This window comes from Streptomyces sp. Edi2 (genome assembly GCF_040253635.1).
Classification (GTDB): domain Bacteria; phylum Actinomycetota; class Actinomycetes; order Streptomycetales; family Streptomycetaceae; genus Streptomyces.
In genome coordinates this window covers 5664090-5680179 of record NZ_JBEJGX010000003.1, presented here as the reverse complement: position 1 = coordinate 5680179, position 16090 = coordinate 5664090, and the positions used below count along the sequence as shown (strand labels likewise).

The 16090-nt window shown below is 70.5% G+C and carries 13 protein-coding genes, 1 pseudogene and 1 riboswitch; of the genes and pseudogenes, 3 read left to right on the top strand and 11 right to left on the bottom strand.

Going from position 1 to position 16090, the window contains the following annotated elements; translation table 11 throughout:
* Positions 1–210 precede the first annotated feature (210 nt).
* The 5 genes from ABR737_RS28430 to ABR737_RS28410 form a co-directional block, all read right to left on the bottom strand.
* On the bottom strand, positions 211–1395 hold the full coding sequence (locus tag ABR737_RS28430; protein WP_350253322.1) for a S8 family peptidase: 1185 nt from the start codon (positions 1393–1395) through the stop codon (positions 211–213).
* Positions 1396–1512: 117 nt separating this feature from the next.
* Positions 1513–2940: a hypothetical protein gene (locus ABR737_RS28425; protein ID WP_350253320.1), complete on the bottom strand. Its 1428-nt coding sequence runs from the start codon at positions 2938–2940 to the stop codon at positions 1513–1515.
* 56 nt (positions 2941–2996) lie between these two features.
* Positions 2997–3308, bottom strand: coding sequence for a hypothetical protein (locus tag ABR737_RS28420; RefSeq protein ID WP_350253319.1), 312 nt, complete (start codon positions 3306–3308; stop codon positions 2997–2999).
* Between the two features lie 267 nt (positions 3309–3575).
* Positions 3576–5096, bottom strand: a complete 1521-nt coding sequence (locus tag ABR737_RS28415) for a metallophosphoesterase (RefSeq protein ID WP_350253318.1) — start codon at positions 5094–5096, stop codon at positions 3576–3578.
* A gap of 22 nt (positions 5097–5118) precedes the next feature.
* The gene (locus tag ABR737_RS28410; RefSeq protein ID WP_350253316.1) at positions 5119–5409 is read right to left on the bottom strand and encodes an SCO4848 family membrane protein; all 291 of its coding nucleotides are present in this window, start codon (positions 5407–5409) and stop codon (positions 5119–5121) included.
* Positions 5410–5419: 10 nt separating this feature from the next.
* On the opposite strand from ABR737_RS28410, the gene ABR737_RS28405 reads away from it, so the two are divergent.
* Positions 5420–6889 (top strand): D-alanyl-D-alanine carboxypeptidase family protein, encoded by a 1470-nt coding sequence (locus ABR737_RS28405; protein ID WP_350253315.1) that lies wholly within the window; start codon positions 5420–5422, stop codon positions 6887–6889.
* A 135-nt stretch (positions 6890–7024) separates the two neighbouring features.
* On the opposite strand, the gene ABR737_RS28400 is transcribed toward ABR737_RS28405, so the two are convergent.
* The 3 genes from ABR737_RS28400 to trpS form a co-directional block, all read right to left on the bottom strand.
* Positions 7025–8068 (bottom strand): YihY/virulence factor BrkB family protein, encoded by a 1044-nt coding sequence (locus tag ABR737_RS28400; RefSeq protein ID WP_350253314.1) that lies wholly within the window; start codon positions 8066–8068, stop codon positions 7025–7027.
* A gap of 370 nt (positions 8069–8438) precedes the next feature.
* Entirely contained in the window at positions 8439–9023 is a 585-nt protein-coding gene (locus ABR737_RS28395) for a 2'-5' RNA ligase family protein (protein ID WP_350253313.1), read from the bottom strand.
* A gap of 205 nt (positions 9024–9228) precedes the next feature.
* Positions 9229–10239 (bottom strand): tryptophan--tRNA ligase, encoded by a 1011-nt coding sequence (gene trpS, locus ABR737_RS28390; protein ID WP_350256948.1) that lies wholly within the window; start codon positions 10237–10239, stop codon positions 9229–9231.
* Positions 10240–10486: 247 nt separating this feature from the next.
* On the opposite strand from trpS, the gene ABR737_RS28385 reads away from it, so the two are divergent.
* Complete coding sequence (locus tag ABR737_RS28385) at positions 10487–11812, top strand: cytochrome P450 family protein (RefSeq protein ID WP_350253311.1); 1326 nt, start codon at positions 10487–10489, stop codon at positions 11810–11812.
* 148 nt (positions 11813–11960) lie between these two features.
* Here ABR737_RS28385 and glyA read toward each other — a convergent pair whose 3' ends face one another.
* Positions 11961–13262, bottom strand: a complete 1302-nt coding sequence (gene glyA / locus ABR737_RS28380) for a serine hydroxymethyltransferase (protein WP_350253309.1) — start codon at positions 13260–13262, stop codon at positions 11961–11963.
* A 41-nt stretch (positions 13263–13303) separates the two neighbouring features.
* Positions 13304–13395, bottom strand: a riboswitch (ZMP/ZTP riboswitch).
* 130 nt (positions 13396–13525) lie between these two features.
* Here glyA and rocD point away from each other — a divergent pair.
* Positions 13526–14731, top strand: coding sequence for an ornithine--oxo-acid transaminase (gene rocD / locus ABR737_RS28375; RefSeq protein ID WP_350253308.1), 1206 nt, complete (start codon positions 13526–13528; stop codon positions 14729–14731).
* A gap of 54 nt (positions 14732–14785) precedes the next feature.
* Here rocD and ABR737_RS28370 read toward each other — a convergent pair whose 3' ends face one another.
* Together ABR737_RS28370 and ABR737_RS43995 are read right to left on the bottom strand one after the other, a co-directional pair.
* Positions 14786–15979 carry an NsdA family TPR-like regulatory protein gene (locus ABR737_RS28370; protein ID WP_502964387.1) on the bottom strand — a complete coding sequence of 398 codons (1194 nt, stop codon included), beginning with the start codon at positions 15977–15979 and terminating at the stop codon, positions 14786–14788.
* A pseudogene (locus tag ABR737_RS43995) lies at positions 15952–16044 on the bottom strand (hypothetical protein); the annotation flags it as partial. The gene ABR737_RS28370 and the pseudogene ABR737_RS43995, both read right to left, overlap by 28 nt.
* Between the last annotated feature and the right edge of the window lie 46 nt (positions 16045–16090).

The window sequence follows — 16090 nt, the reverse complement described above, 5'->3', positions numbered from 1 at the left end:
CCTCACGCGGACAGCGTCGTCGGCGTCCGCCGCCCTGGTCGATGACTCGCGGCGCCACATTGCGTTGAGCAGACGTGACCAGTTACGGCCATGCAGCACCAGGGCCGCGTTCACACACGGAACGGCCACAGTGGAAGACGTCAGATCGGAAGAGAGATGAACCGCCGTCCGGCAGACCGCAGTGACGCCCCGCCGGTTGCGACAGGCGCCTCAGCCCCAGCTCTGGCCGCCGGCGCTCTTGCGGCGACGGGTCGCCACGACGATGGCGACAACGGCCCCGACGACCACCAGAACACCGAGACCGATACCGCCGTAGAGCAGGGCCTGGTTCAGCGCCGCCTTGCCACCCATCGGCGCATCGGCGTCCGGCGTGCCGGCGTTCAGCTGCGAGGACGCCTTGCCCTTCGGCATCGGCAGCGGGCCCTCCTTGGAGCCCTCGGGGATGTCCTTCCGCAAGGCGGGGCCGGGCTGGATGAAGCCGTAGCCGTAGTGCGCGTCCGGGAGCTTGAGGCCCTTCTGGTCCTTGGGCAGGCCGGCCGTCTTCACCAGCCGGTTGGCGATCTGGCCGGGAGTGAGGTCGGGGTACTTCTCCTTGAGGAGGGCGGCCGCGGCGGAGACGTAGGCTGCGGCCTGGGAGCTGCCTTGCGTGGTTCGGTAGCCCGCGTCGCTCTTGCCATCCGCAACCGGGGTCTTCACCCCTGGTGCGAGCAGGTCGGTGTCGGAGTTGTAGTTGTTGAACTCGGCCGACTTGCCGTACTGGTCAACCGCACCGACGCCGATCACTCCGGGGCAGGCCGGCGGAAATGTCCTGTCTGTCGTGGCCTCGTTGCCCACTGAGGCCACGACCACTACACCCTTCGAGATGGCGTAGTTGATGGAGCTGCACTGATCGCCGCCCTCCATCCCGCCGTAGGACATGCTCAGGACATCGGCACCGTGGTCCACGGCCCAACGGGTAGCCTGGCCGCTCTTACCGAACACCGGCACAGGGAGGATCTTGGCGCCGGGCGCCAGTCCTTTGACGCCTTCGGAGCCACCCGGGCCGTGACCGTGCGCCGCGACGATCGACGCCATCGCAGTGCCATGCTCGCGAACGTCCGTTTCACCTTCCCTGAGGTTTTTCGCGGCTTCAGCCTCAGCTTCTTTGCCGAAGTCCGGCTCCGGTAGGAACTGCCCCTTCAGATCCTGATGGGTCTCGCGGAAACCGCTGTCCAGGACAGCCACCGTTACGCCCTTGCCGGTGGCTTCCTTCCACAGCTGCTCGGCCCCGAACGCCTCCAACGGCCACTGATCTTTGCGTGTTTGATCTGCGGAGGCGCTACCACCCGCGGTGATGAGCAGCGCGCCGGTCAACGCGGCACCCACCGTCGCACGCAGTGTTCGGGTGACCCTCATGCTTGGCTCCTTCTCGCTGTGCTGTCCGGGCGGCAGTGTTCCATCAGAAGAGAAGCCCCGCACCCTCGGGCGCGGGGCTACTCCTCACCAGCCGCTATACGACGGTGGCGGTGTGTCCTACTCGATGACGCGGGGCGCCACATTGCGTTGCGGCGTCCAGGTCTCTTCGTCCTCGATCAGGTAGTCGGGGCGCTGACCGGTGGTGCGCTCCTTCCCCTTCTTGTCCTTGCCCTTGGCTCCAGCGGCACCCATGCCTGCCTGCTGGCCACCACGGCTGCGGTGCAGACCCGCGCCGCCCTGCTTGGCGCCACCGGCGGGGCCACCCGGCTTGCCCACCATGCCGCCACGCGTACGCGCCTGCGCACCGCTACGTCCGGCCACACCGGTCTTCCCACCCTTGGCGCCGCCCGCGCCACCGGCGCCCGGCATGCCTCCACGCATTCCTCCGGCGCCAGGCGCACCGCGCCCGCCCCCGGACCGCATGGCGCCGCCTGGCACGCCGATGGGGCCCGGCGGCATCGCACCGCCCGTACCGCCGCCCGGACCGGGGACCGCGCCATGTCCACCACCGGGCAGGCCACCGCTGTGGCCACCGGAAACCGACGGCGGCGTCATGGTGCCGCCCTGCAGGCTGTCGAGCCCGGTGTGGACCGGGAGGTCCGGCCGGCTGACCTTGGGACCGTCGAATCCGGGCGGGACGGCTCCGCCACCCGCACCATGGGGGTGGTGCGGTGTGACCGACGACGGATCCGGGTGGTGCCTGTCGGCCGTGTCAGGCATCCGCACCGGGGGCGGGTGTGGGGTGTTGGAGGGCTCCCTCGGCCAATCGCCGTTGACGCCGTCATCGGCGTACTCTTCAAAACCGGTGGAGCGGTAGGAGTAGTGATTCGCCAGCTCGTCCATCACGACGACCGCCTCGACCTGACGCTCCTTGCTCAGGGACAGCTTGTCCCGGTTGAGCTCCAGCGCCTGGCGGGCGTCCATCTTCGGATTCGCCATGTCCCGGTGGAACTGGGCGTCGTCACCGCTGTCGTCCGTGAAACTGTCCCACTTGCCCGGGTCATGGATCTTCGACATGGCTTCCATGGCCCGGCGAAGGTTGTGGGCGAGACCGACCTCCGGGCCCGACTCACGCGAGCCGATCAGCGACGCCTCGGCCTTCCGGGCATGCCGGTACGTCCTGTCGATCTTGCCGAGCACCTTGACGGCTTCCTGGCGGAACGCGTCGGCCGCCGAGCCCTCCCAGTGCGCCGTCGCGTGGTCGACGGCATCCATGAACTTCTTACGGACGCCGCCCTGACCGTCGTGCCCGCCGAGCAGATCGGCGGAGTTGCGCCAGTGGTCGCCGGCGGTTTCGAGCGTCTCCGGCTTGGCGTTCTCGATCATCTTGCGGAGCGCGTCGATGCCGTGGTGGTGGAAGTCGGAAGGAGAGTGCGGGGTCAGTCGCTCACCCTGGAACGACTTCAGCTTGTTTGCCCGCGCCCCCTCCTCCTGCTGCCTCTCACTCGTCTCAGCGCTCTCGCGCTCCTCCATGGCGCTAACCACAGCGGCCCCCCTTCATCGTCATCCCTCTCGTCCTCAAACCTGCACCACCGTGGAGGTCAGCCGTTCATCGAGGCCTTGGTCTCGTGCTCCTGGTCCTCGTAGGCACCGCGGCTCGCCTCTGTCTTCTCGCCGAAGTTGTGGGTGAGGTCGTGGAGTGCCTTGATGACGTCCTTCAGATACGTCTGCATGCGGTCATGGGCGCGGGAGACTTCCTCTGCTTCGCCGAAGTTGACGCCGAACGCCGATTTCGGGACGTTCGTGCCGTACTCGACCTTCTGGCTGGTCTCCGCCATATCGCCCTGAAGGCTCCTGAGCTGACGGACGACACCGTCCAGCTCGTCGAGATCAACCTTGAAGTGCTTACCCATGACCACTCTCCCCGTTATGCGCACACCCGCCCGGCCCCGTCACCTCACTCGCGCCGTCCGTTCCGGCGCCGCCACGGCTAGGGCCGACGGGCAGCGTAAAGTCAATAAAGGTTAAGGAGTTGGCGACCGAAATAGCAAGATCGTAAGTCGTGATCTGTCCGATTCCGGGCGGAATGCGACCGCACTTTGTAGACAGTCCGTTATCCAGTACCCGAGCGGCGGTACACCCACCCCTTCCGGATCAACCCATGGGCACCCGGCCCCGAACTATGCCTGTGCCGAAGCGAGTTCGACGACCGTGACATCCGGTGGTGCGCCCACCCTGACCGGTGGCCCCCAGGCGCCTGCGCCGCGGGTGACGTAGAGCTGGGTGTCGCCGTAGCGCTCCAGGCCGGCGACGGTGGGGTTGGTGGTGGCAGCGACGTAGGTGAAGGGCCACATCTGGCCGCCGTGGGTGTGGCCGGAGAGCTGGAGGTCCACGCCGAACCGCACGGTGTCGTGGATGGTGGCCGGCTGGTGGGCCATCAAGACGACGGCGCGCGAGGGATCACGTCCACTCAGGGCCAAGTCGTAGTCCGGGCCCGCGTGTTCGGTCTGGCCCGCGAGGTCATTGACGCCTGCGAGATCGAACCCGGGCAATTCCGTACGTGCATTTTCCAGCGGGTGTACTCCCAATTCACATACGTGGTCGACCCATTGGGTAGCGCCCGAGTAATACTCGTGATTTCCCGTGACGAAATATGACCCGTACCGGGATCGCAGGCCGCGCAGCGGTTCGGCGGCCGGGGCGAGGTCCGCGACGCTGCCGTCGACCAGGTCGCCGACGATGGCCACCAGGTCGGGGTCGGTGCGGTTGATGGTCTCGACGACTCGCTGGGTGTGAGCGCGGCCGAGGATCGGGCCCAGGTGGATGTCGCTGACGACGGCGATCCGGAATCCGTGGGCGGCGCGGGGCAGTTTGGTCAGGGGGATGGTCACGCGCTTCACGGCCGGGCCGCGGAGGGTGGTCACGGTGCCGTAGCCGACGGCGGCCGTGGCGGCGAGGGTGGCCCCGGCGGCGACCGCCCGGGCGAGGAAGAGCCGGCGGGGCGGCACGGCGAGCGGCAGCAGGGCGTGGGTGCGGGGCGGCAGGAGTGTAGGTGCCGAGGAGGGGGATGGAGGAGGGGATGGGGAGCTGGATGGGGAGCTGGATGGAGGGTGGGGCGGGTCCGCGGACGGTGTGGGGGTGGGAGCGGGGGTGGGGGTGGAGTCCGGCGGTGGCCCGGCGGTCGGCGGTGTCCCGGCGGCCCCCGGCGTACCGGCGGTCGGCAATGTCCCTGCGTCCGAAGGCGTACCGCCGGCCGGCGGTGTACCGGTGCCCGACGATGTCCCGGCGTCCGACTGTGTCCCGACGCCCGACGATCCCCCGACGCGCGACGGCGTCCCCGCGCCCGGCACCGTCCCCATTCCCGACCCCGTCCCCCCGCCCGGCTCGTCATCGCGGAGTACCCAGAGCCCCGCTGCGCGGACCGCCTCGCCCACCAGTAGGGCCAGTGTGAGATAGAGCACCAGGGCCAGCCAGAGGAAGCCGGGCCAGGCCAGTGCCTGCTGGAGGGGGAAGGGAGCGCCGGCGCGGCCGGCCAGCAGGGCGGCGAGGGCGGTCAGGGGGAGGGCGAAGGCGGCAGCGGTGCCCGCTCGGCGGAGGCGGCTGTGCGGGGTGGTGGTGTCGCGGACGAGCCGGCACCACAAGTAGCGGTGCACGCCGAAGAACAGTCCGAGGACCGGGACCACGATCAGGGCGAAGATCACGGCGGCTGCCCCTGCCCGTGGGTCAGGAGGCGGACGGGGAGGAGGCGGAGGGCTGGTCGGGCGTGCCCTGTGCGGCCTCGCGGCGCAGGGCCCGTACGCCGCGGAACCCGATCACGCCGATCGCCGTCCCCAAGAGAAAGGAAGCCACCGCGAGCATCAGGTGGACCCAGAAATAGGCCGTCGGGTCACCCGCGGCGTCGAAGGCGAGACCGCTCCCGTCCTTCCAGAGGTTTTTGACGAAAGTGATCCAGATGAACCAGCTCCACACCCCGAAGGCGAGCAGGAACCAGGACACGGGGCGAGAGAGCTTCATACATCCCAGTATGGGCAGCGGCTCCATCCGGCGGTCGGCAGGGGCACTCTTCCGTGGGGTGCTGTCGGCGCCCCGGGCAAAGGCGGGTACGTTCACCGACGTGCCGACGACCTTCTGCGCCTCCACGGCTTCCCCGGCTTCGACCGATCCGACCGACCCGGCCACAACGGCTGCCCTGACCGCATCGGCTGCCCCGGCCACAGCGGCTGCCCCGGCCGTGACCGGCGATGCCGGTCGCGCGGTGCGCAACGGCTTCCCCCTGCGCACCGCCGCCGCGCTCGCCGCCTCCGGGCTGCTGGCCTCCCCGCTGCTGGCCGGCACCGCACATGCCGATCCCAAGGCTCCCGCGCCGCCGTCGACGATGTCGCAGATCGGCGGGGGCCGGCTGGGCACCCCCGGCGTCCAGGTGGCGCTGAAGCCCGGCGCGCCGAAGCTGCCGGGCCCGGACACGCTGACGGCCCGCTCGTGGATCGTCTCCGACGCCAAGTCCGGCAAGGTGCTGGCCGCCAAGAACCCGCACTGGCGGCTCGCTCCCGCCAGCACGCTGAAGATGCTCTTCGCCGACACGGTGCTGCCGAAGTTCCCCAAGAACGAGAAGCACACCGTCAAGCCCGCCGACCTGGCGGGGATGGGTGCCGGCAGCAGCCTGGTGGGGATAAAGGAGAACCTGAGCTATACGGTCCACGACCTGTGGCTGGGCGTCTTCCTGCGGTCCGGCAACGACGCGGTGCACACGCTCTCCGCGATGAACGGCGGGACGAAGGCCACCGTCACGCAGATGCAGCAGCGGGCCAAGGAACTGAATGCCAACGACACCCATGTGGTGACCCCGGACGGCTATGACGCGCCGGGCCAGGTCTCCAGCGCGTACGACCTGAGCCTGTTCGCCCGGGAGGGGCTGCGGAACGCCGACTTCCGCGAGTACTGCTCGACGGCCAGTGCGCAGTTCCCCGGTGAGGAGGGCAAGGGCGGCAAGCGGGCGGCGTTCGGCATCCAGAACACCAACCGGCTGCTCAGCGGCGATTACGACATCAAGCCGTACCCCGGTATCGCGGGGGTGAAGAACGGCTCCACCACCAACGCGGGGTCGACCTTCACCGGCGTCGCCCAGCGCGGCGACCGCAAGCTCCTCGTCACGGTCATGAACCCGGAGAAGAAGGAGCACAACGAGGGCTACAAGGAGGCCGCCAAGCTGCTCGACTGGGGCTTCGCGGCGGCCGACAAGGTGGACCCGGTCGGCCGGCTCGTCGGTCCCAGGAGCGAGGACGACGGCACCGGCGCCGTGAGCGCCAAGGGCAAGGGCAAGGGCAAGGGCGAGAGCACCCAGGCGGCGCTGAACGGCACCGGCGCTGCGAACGGCGCGTGGACCGCGGTGGGCATCGGCAGCGGTGTGCTGGCGCTGCTGGGCGTCGTGGCGTTCGCCGTGCACCGGCGCCGGCCGCTGCCGGAGCGGCTGCGGGGCCGCCGGTCCGGGAAGTGAGCCGGGCGGGTGTGAATGACCTGCGCGGGTGCGGGTGACCCGGCGGGTACGAGCGACCTGCGCGGGTGCGGGTGACCCGGGGCGGGTGCGGAGTGACCTGCGCGGGTGCGGGGGGGGGGAACGGGCGGGTGATCGTCAGGCCGCCCGGGGGCGCTCCTGTCCCTCCGGCCGCTTCCGTCCCTCCGACCGCTCCCGCTCCCCCGGACCCGCCGCCCTGTCCGGCCTGTCCGGCGCCTCCCGCCGCTCCGGATCGCCCGGCCCGCCCGGCACCTCCTGCCGTTCCGGCCCGTCCGGTCCCTCCGGCCTCTTCAGGTCGTCGTCCTCCGCCCGCTGCTCCCCCTCCGTGGCCGTCCAAGAAGCGCAGTACACCAGCAACTTCGCGGTGAAGTTGATCCACAGCAGCAGGGCGACCGGAGTGCCGAAGGCGCCGTACATGCTCCGGGAGGCGACGCCCTGGAGATAGCCGCTGAGCAGCAGCTTCAGCAGTTCGAAACCGATCGCGCCGAGGAGGCCGGCGACCACTACGGCGCGGCGCGGCGGATGGACGCCGGGGAACCTGGTCAGTATGTAGGCCAGCAGCAGGAAGTCCGCGAGGACGGCGATGACGAAGCCGGCGACCGAGAGCAGGACGCTGCCGATGCCGCCCTCCGGCAGGCCGATCGCATCGGCCACCTTGCCCACCGCGGCGGACGCGAAGGTCGAGCAGGCGAGGGAGAGCACGGCGACGCCGCCGACCCCGAGCAGCAGGACGCCGTCCCGGAGCTTGCCGAGGAAGAAGTTGGTCTTCTCGTTGTCCTTCTCCCATACGGCGCGCAGGCAGTCGCGCAGCGACTCGACCCAGCCGATGCCGGTGAGCAGCAGCGCGGCACCGGCGACCAGGCCGATGGTGGTGGCGTTGTCGACGAGTGCGGCGATGTCGAGCTGTCCCGAGATACCGGGCAGCTGCTCGGCGATCTTGCCCTCCAGCTTGTGCAGCCGGTCGTCGCTGAGCAGCGCGGCGCCGATCGCGGCGGTGACGGTGAGCAGCGGGAAGAGCGCGACGAAGCTGGTGAAGGTGATCGCGGCGGCGAGCCTGGTCCAGTGCACCTGGAGCATCCGCTCATAGGCACGCCAGAGGTGGGTGGTCATCAGCCAGGTGACGGCCGGTCCGATCACCGGCAGTTTGCTCAACCAGTCCATGGCGTTCCCCTCGTGCGGTGCCGGGCGTCCCGGGCGTTCGTTGCCCCCGTGCCCTTGTGCCCGCCGGTCCGTGCAGGATGTCAGGCAACCGTCCGGGCCGATCGGAAAGACGCGCCCTGACCTCCGGGTATCCGGGCGGCGGGACGGCCCGCAGGGGGCGGCGGGACACCCCGTAGGGGGCAGCAGGACGCCCCGTAGGGGGCAGCAGGACACCCCGCAGGGGGCAGCAGGACACCCCGCAGGGGGCAGCAGGACACCCATAAGGGAGCAGGGGCGGGCCGCGGCAGACACCACGGGCGACGGGGGCGACGGGGACGACAGAGGCGACAGAAGCGCCAGGGACGACCGTTCCAGCAGCGGACGGCCGCGGTCAGCAGGAAGGTGCCGGCGGCCGGGAGAGGTCGGTGGCCTGGCGTGGGACGGCGGCCGTCTGCGGGCCGAAGGGGTACTCCCGCTCCAGCCGCCACACCGCGTCCGGGCCCTGCTCGTAGAGCGCGAAGCCACTGATCGTCCACGTCGCGCAGAAGTCCCTGAGCCCGGCCTGGGCGCGGTCCATGGCCTCTTCGTCGATGCCGTGGGCGACGGTCACATGCGGGTGGTACGGGAACTGCAGCTCGCGTGCGCAGGGGCCGGACGCGGCGCGGATCCGGGCCTGGAGGGCGGTGCAGCCCGTCACGCCCTCGGTGACCTTCACATAGACGACCGGGGAGAGCGGCCGGAAGGTCCCGGTGCCTTCCAGGCGCAGCGGGAAGGGGCGGCAGCCGGCCGCGACCTCGGCGAGGTGGCGTTCGATGCCGGGCAGCGCGTCGGCGCCGGCCTCCGTCGGCGGGAGGAGGGTGATATGCGTGGGGATGCCGGGTGCGGCCAGGTCCCCGAAGCCCTCGCGCTTCCTCTGGAGGAAGCTGCCGTACGGCTCCGGGACCGCGATCGAAACGCCCAGCGTTACGGTCCCCACTGCGTTCTCCCTCCTGACGTATGTGCGGCGCGCTCGCGCACCCTCTTAGTGTGCCGGGTACGCGCCCTTCACGGGGAGCGTCCTCGGCCGTCTTGTCCGCAGGCACAGGAGCCCCCACGGGTGGGGGCCCCGGGTCCTGTGCGGTCCGCGCGGCCGGTTGCGGCCCGCCGTGCGGACCGCTCCCGGCCGGGCGCGGACGGTGCCGTCAGTGCTTGGCCGGCAGCAATCCGAGCCGGTCATAGGTGGTGGCGAGGGTCTCGGCGGCCACCGCACGAGCCTTCTCCGCCCCCTTGGCCAGGATCGAGTCCAGCGTCTCGGGGTCGTCCAGATATTCCTGCGTACGGTCCCGGAACGGTGTGACGAATTCGACCATCACCTCGGCGAGATCGGTCTTGAGAGCGCCGTACATCTTGCCCTCGTACTTCTGCTCCAGCTCCGGGATCGTGGTGCCGGTGAGGGTGGAGTAGATGGTGAGGAGATTGGAGACACCGGGCTTGTTCTCCGCGTCGTAGCGGATCACGGTGTCGGTGTCGGTGACCGCGCTCTTGACCTTCTTCGCGGAGACCTTCGGCTCGTCGAGGAGGTTGATCAGGCCCTTGGCGCTGGCGGCCGACTTGCTCATCTTGGCCGACGGGTCCTGGAGGTCGTAGATCTTGGCCGTCTCCTTGAGGATGTACGGCGCCGGCATCGTGAACGTGTCGCCGTAGCGGCCGTTGAAGCGCTCGGCGAGGTCGCGGGTCAGCTCGATGTGCTGGCGCTGGTCCTCGCCTACCGGGACCTGGTGGGCCTGGTAGAGCAGGATGTCGGCGATCTGCAGGATCGGGTACGTGAACAGGCCGACGGAGGTGCGGTCGGCGCCCTGCTTGGCGGCCTTGTCCTTGAACTGCGTCATCCGCGACGCCTCGCCGAAGCCGGTGAGGCAGTTCATCACCCAGCCGAGCTGGGCGTGTTCGGGCACATGGCTCTGGACGAAGAGCGTGCAGCGCTCCGGGTCGAGGCCGGCGGCCAGCAGCTGGGCGGCGGCGATCCGGGTGTTGCGGCGCAGCTCGGCCGGGTCCTGCGGGACGGTGATCGCATGCAGGTCGACCACCATGTAGAAGGCGTCGTGGGACTCCTGCAGGGCCACCCACTGGCGCACCGCACCGAGGTAGTTGCCGAGGTGGAAGGAACCGGCGGTGGGCTGGATACCGGAGAGCACGCGCGAAGAACTCTGCATGGCGGAGCCATTCCCCTGAGGGTGGTCGTGAGCGGCGGACGGGCGATCGAGGGCCATGCCATCGATTGTCTCAGGTCCGCAAGGGGGGACCGGCGCAAGGTGGCGGAACGTGGTGCGGGCCGCCGCCGGGGGCAGAGGCGGCCTGTTCGCGGCGGCCGGGAGCTGGAATCGTGGCTCGGGGCTCCGTGCCAGGGGCTCCGTGCTACGTGCTCCCCCGGATCCCCGACCCGATCTGCGAGGACCGCCGATGACCGACGCCCGCCGTCCCGCACCACCGGCCGACACCCGCCGCCGTCCCGCGCCCGGGGCCGACCCCCACCGTCCCCCGCCCCCGGCCGGCGCCACCCCTCCCCCACGCTCCGACGCGGCGCCGCATCGGCTCGCCCCCGGTGGCGCCGGCCGGGCCGCGGCCGATGCGCTGCTGCGGGCGGCCGGTGCGGTGGTCCCCGTCCTGCTGCCCGGGGAGGTGCCCGCGGTCGCCGTCACCCGCCACGAGGTGCTGCGCGAGGTCCTTGCCCACCCCGAAGTCGCCAAGGACGCCTGCCATTTCACCGCTCTGCACGACGGCACCGTGCCGCCCGGCTGGCCGCTGACCACCTTCGCCACCGTCGACGGGATGATCACCGCCGACGGGGCCGATCACCGGCGGCTGCGCGGCCTGGTGACCAAGGCGTTCACCGCGCCGCGGGTGGCGGCGCTGCGGCCCCGGGTGGTGGAGCTGACGGCCGGGCTGCTGGACGCGCTGCCGGGGGCCGCCGCGGCCGATGGCACGGTGGATCTGCGGCGGCACTTCGCCTATCCCCTGCCGATGAGCGTGATCTGTGAACTGCTGGGCGTGGACGCCGCGTTACGCGACCGGCTGCACGAGCTGTCGAACCTGATCGTGAGCACGGCGGACGGGGCGCAGGCCGCCCACCGCGAGATCATCGCCATCCTCACCCAGGTCGCCGAGGCCCGGCGGGCGGACCCGGGCGACGATCTGACCACTGCGCTGCTCGCCGCCCAGGAGGAGGACGGCGACCGGCTGAGCGCCCGCGAGCTGGTCGGCACCCTGCTGCTGATGATCATTGCCGGGCACGAGACCACGCTCAACCTGATCACCAACGCGGTGCGCGCCCTGTGCACCGACCGCGGGCAACTGGAGCTGGTGCGCAACGGGCGGGCCACCTGGGACGACGTGGTCGAGGAGACGCTGCGCTACGACAGCCCGGTCGCCCACTTCCCGTTCCGTTACCCGGTCCGGGACCTGGAGATCGGCGGCACGGTCGTCCCCCGCGGCACCCCGATGCTGGCCTCCTACTCCGCGGCCGGCCGGGACCCGGACGCCTACGGCCCCGACGCCGACCGGTTCGACGTCACCCGGCGGCCCGCCGCCCGGCACCTCTCCTTCGGCCACGGGCCGCACTACTGTCTGGGCGCGCCACTGGCCCGGCTGGAGGCGACCGTCGCCCTGGAGGCGCTGTTCACCCGTTATCCGGCGCTGGACCTCGCCGTCCCGGACGCGGAGCTGCCGCCGCACCCGAGCTTCGTCGGCAACAGCACCCACGTCCTGCCGGTCCGGCTCACCGGCTGATCACGGGCCGGTGAGCCGGGCGGGGCGCCGGTGCGGCAGCAAGCGGGTCAGCCGGTGAGACCGCCTGCGCTCAGCCGGTGAGCCGCCGCACCGCGGGCCGCAGGCCCGCAGCGAGCACCGGGCCCCAGGCCGTCGCGGGCCCCGGCCCTCAGCCCGTCGCGAGCCCCGGCGCCGGGTAGGCCGCCATGAGCTCCGCGACCTCCGTACGGATCACCGCCAGCGCGTCCTCGTCGCCCTTCGCCGCGGCCTGGACGCTGCGGTCGATCCACTCGGCGACCAGCGGCATCCGGTCCGTGCCCAGGCCTCGGGAGGTGAGGGACGGGGTGCCGATGCGGATGCCGGAGGGGTCGAAGGGCTTGCGGGGGTCGAAGGGGACGGTGTTGTAGTTGACGACGATGCCGGCCCGGTCCAGCGCCTTTGCGGCGACCTTGCCCGGCACGTCCTTCGACGTGAGGTCGATCAGCACCAGGTGGTTGTCGGTGCCGCCGGAGACCAGGTCGTAGCCGCGGGCCAGCAGCGCCTCGGCGAGCGCCTTGGCGTTGGCGACGACGGCATGGGCGTAGTCACGGAAGGACGGGGCGGCCGCCTCGCGCAGGGCGACCGCGATGGTGGCGGTGGTGTGGTTGTGCGGGCCGCCCTGCAGACCGGGGAAGACGGCCTTGTCGACCGCCTTGGCGTGGCTCGCCCGGGACATCAGCATGGCGCCGCGCGGGCCACGCAGGGTCTTGTGGGTGGTGGTGGAGATGGCGTCCGCGTGCGGGACGGGCGAGGGGTGGGCGCCGCCCGCGATCAGGCCGGCGATATGGGCGATATCGGCGACGAGGACGGCGTCGACCTCCCGGGCGATCTCCCCGAACGCGGCGAAGTCGATGGTGCGGGGCACAGCCGTGCCGCCACAGAAGATGATCTTCGGGCGTTCCTTGCGGGCGAGGTCGCGCACCTCGTCGAAGTCGATGAGCGCGGTGTCGTGGCGTACGCCGTACTGGACGCCGCGGAACCAGGTGCCGGTGGCCGACACCCCCCAGCCGTGCGTGAGGTGACCGCCCATCGGCAGCGCCATGCCCAGCACGGTGTCGCCGGGCTCGGCGAAGGCGAGATAGGCGGCGAGGTTGGCGGGCGAGCCGGAGTACGGCTGGACGTTGGCGTGCTCCACGCCGAAGACGGCCTTGGCCCGCTCGACGGCCAGCGTCTCGACCCGGTCGATGTTCTGCTGGCCTTCGTAGTAGCGACGGCCCGCGTACCCCTCGCTGTACTTGTTCTGCAGGACGGTGCCGGTGGCTTCCAGGACGGCGGCGGAGACGTAGTTCTCGCTGGGGATCAGCCGCAGGGTGTCGGCCTGCAGCTGCTCCTCGGCGCCGACCAGCGCGGCCAGTTCGGGGTCGGCGGCGCTCAGCGCGGGATGCGGAAGGGGATGCGGAAGCGACTGGGGCTGGGGCTGGGGCTGGGACATGGCGTCCTCCGGGGCGGTCGATCGGTGATCCGGTCTTGGTCCCGGGGTGCCCAGGCGGGGCGGCACCTCGTGATGGTGGCCGCGCACCGCTTCCTCGAGGTTGTTTCCCCGTACGCCAGTCGCGGTGCGCACCGCAGAGTCTAGGACACCCCCAGGCCCTGTCCGGCGGATCTTCGCAGGCCCGCCGCTCCTGGCCGGCGCAACAATGGAGAGGGACGCGGCAGTGCCCGCGCCCCGCACGGTTCTACCGAACGGAGTCACCGGTGACGTCCACGGAACGCAGCATCACCGCCGCCGAGGCCCACAGCGCGCACAACTACCACCCGCTGCCCGTCGTCGTGGCCACCGCCGAGGGTGCCTGGGTGACGGACGTGGCGGGCCGGCGCTACCTGGACATGCTCGCCGGGTACTCCGCGCTGAACTTCGGGCACGGCAACCGCCGGCTGCTCGACGCGGCCAAGGCCCAGCTGGAGCGGGTCACGCTCACCTCGCGCGCCTTCCATCACGACCGGTTCGGCGACTTCTGTACGCAGCTGGCCGCGCTGTGCGGGATGGAACTGGTACTCCCGATGAACACCGGCGCCGAGGCGGTCGAGACGGCGGTGAAGACGGCCCGTAAGTGGGGCTACCAGGTCAAGGGCGTCCCGGACGGCCGGGCGAAGATCATCGTCGCGGACCACAACTTCCACGGCCGGACGACCACCATCGTCTCCTTCTCCACCGACCCCGAGGCCCGCGCCGGCTTCGGCCCGTACACCCCCGGCTTCGAGATCGTCCCGTACGGCGACCTGGCCGCGATGGAGGCCACCCTCGACGACCACACGGTCGCGGTGCTGCTGGAGCCGATCCAGGGCGAGGCGGGGGTGCTGGTCCCGCCGCCGGGCTATCTGGCGGGCGTACGGGAGCTCACCCGCAGCCGGAACGTGCTGTTCATCGCCGATGAGATCCAGTCGGGGCTGGGGCGTACGGGCCGGACCTTCGCCTGCGAGCACGAGGACGTGGTCCCGGACATGTACGTCCTGGGCAAGGCGCTGGGCGGCGGGGTCGTGCCGGTCTCGGCGGTGGTCTCCTCGCGCGAGGTGCTCGGCGTCTTCGCACCCGGCGAGCACGGCTCGACGTTCGGCGGCAACCCGCTCGCCTGCGCGGTGGCCCTGGAGGTCATCGCGATGCTGCGGACCGGCGAATTCCAGCAGCAGGCCATGGAGCTGGGCGCACATCTGCACAGCGAGCTGGGGCTGCTGGCGGGCGGCGGCGCGGTGGACGCGGTACGCGGCCGCGGGCTGTGGGCCGGGGTGGACATCAACCCGTCGCGCGGCACCGGACGGGAGATCTCCGAACGGCTGCTGGCTCGCGGGGTGCTGGTCAAGGACACCCATGGCGCCACCATCCGGCTCGCCCCGCCGCTGATGATCAGCAAGGAGGACCTGGACTGGGGGCTCGAACAGCTCCGGGGGGTGCTGGAGGGGTGAGACCGGGGCCGGACGCGGGCTGCCGCCGTGCGCCGTCCTCCTACGCGGCAGCCCTCAGGCCAGGAGTGAGGCCGGGGTGACGAGCCGGGCGCGTTCGTGAAGTTCGCGGGCGGCGGGGGTTTTGAGGTGGGGGCGGATGATCTTGAACATTGCTTGCATGCGCTGATCCGCCCGCCCCGACTGCACCAAAGGGTAATCATCCAAGGCGAGATGCCATGTTGCGCACGCTGCTTCTAGGTGGCCGATTGAGAACTGCCGCTCGGCGAGAATGGAGCGTTCTTTCACGCGGGTTCGCCGGTAAACGTTGTAGCGCAACTTGTCCGACTGCTGCATTGCTTCAACAGCGCCGCGCATATCACCAAGTTCGTACCGGACCTGACTCGTGTGGTAATTCAGCGCTGCTGGATCGTATGAGCCGAACGCCTTCTCTCGGGATTCAGCCTTTTCCATGGCCGCTTCAGCTTCCCGTAGGTAGACCACAGCGGCACCGTGGTCACCGATTTGAGCGGCAGCGTGCGCCTGCTGCCCGGCGAGGAACGCGCGCATGCGCGGACCTGCTTGCGGGGACGCCGCTGCTGCGGAGTCAGCCAGTCGCATGGCCTGCCTTCCATGCCTCAGATCGACGGCTTGAACACTCATTCCCCGCAGCGTTGTGCAGTAGGTCAGGTGGTCATCTGCCGCTCCGGAAAGTTCCAACGCTTTAAGGTAATACTGCTGCGCAAGGCCATGAAGGCATTCATCCACGGCCATGTACCCCGTGAGATAGCACAAATCGGCAGCAGCAGACATCATCGCTTTGCGTACCGGCTCGGAGGCCTCGGCCCGTAGATATGGGGCTACTGTGTTCACCAAGAAGGCAGCAGCCATCGGGCGAGCGTGGCGTCCGCCGAATTGGTCATCCAGTTCTGACACTCGTTCGGTCATGGCAATGACCATGTCGACCTCTGGCATGCCGATGCGCTGAAGAGGGCCAGCTTGAACGGCTTCCATCCGTCCCACCACATCCGGCCAATTGGGCACCGTCAGCGCAACGGAAAAGAGCCCTATACCCAGAACGCTGCGGCGTGAGGGATCCATATCTCCCCTACCGAGATCGATCAGGCCCTCCACCGCGCTCGGAGGGGCGTCCGAGCTACTGGCAGGGGACGGGAATCCGGCCTCGCATGCGTGACCGGACGTCCCAGCTTCCGCGCCAGGGCCTCCACGATCAGCGGTCTGACCTGCTCCTTCGGCAGGTGCCCTTGGCACCACTGATGGGCCGACGGCTCGCGGTACTTGAGCTGGGTTCGTCGCTCGGTGCCGATGCGGTTCACGGCCTGGACGAACTGCCGCAACGTCCAGCCGGTCTGCCGGTATAGC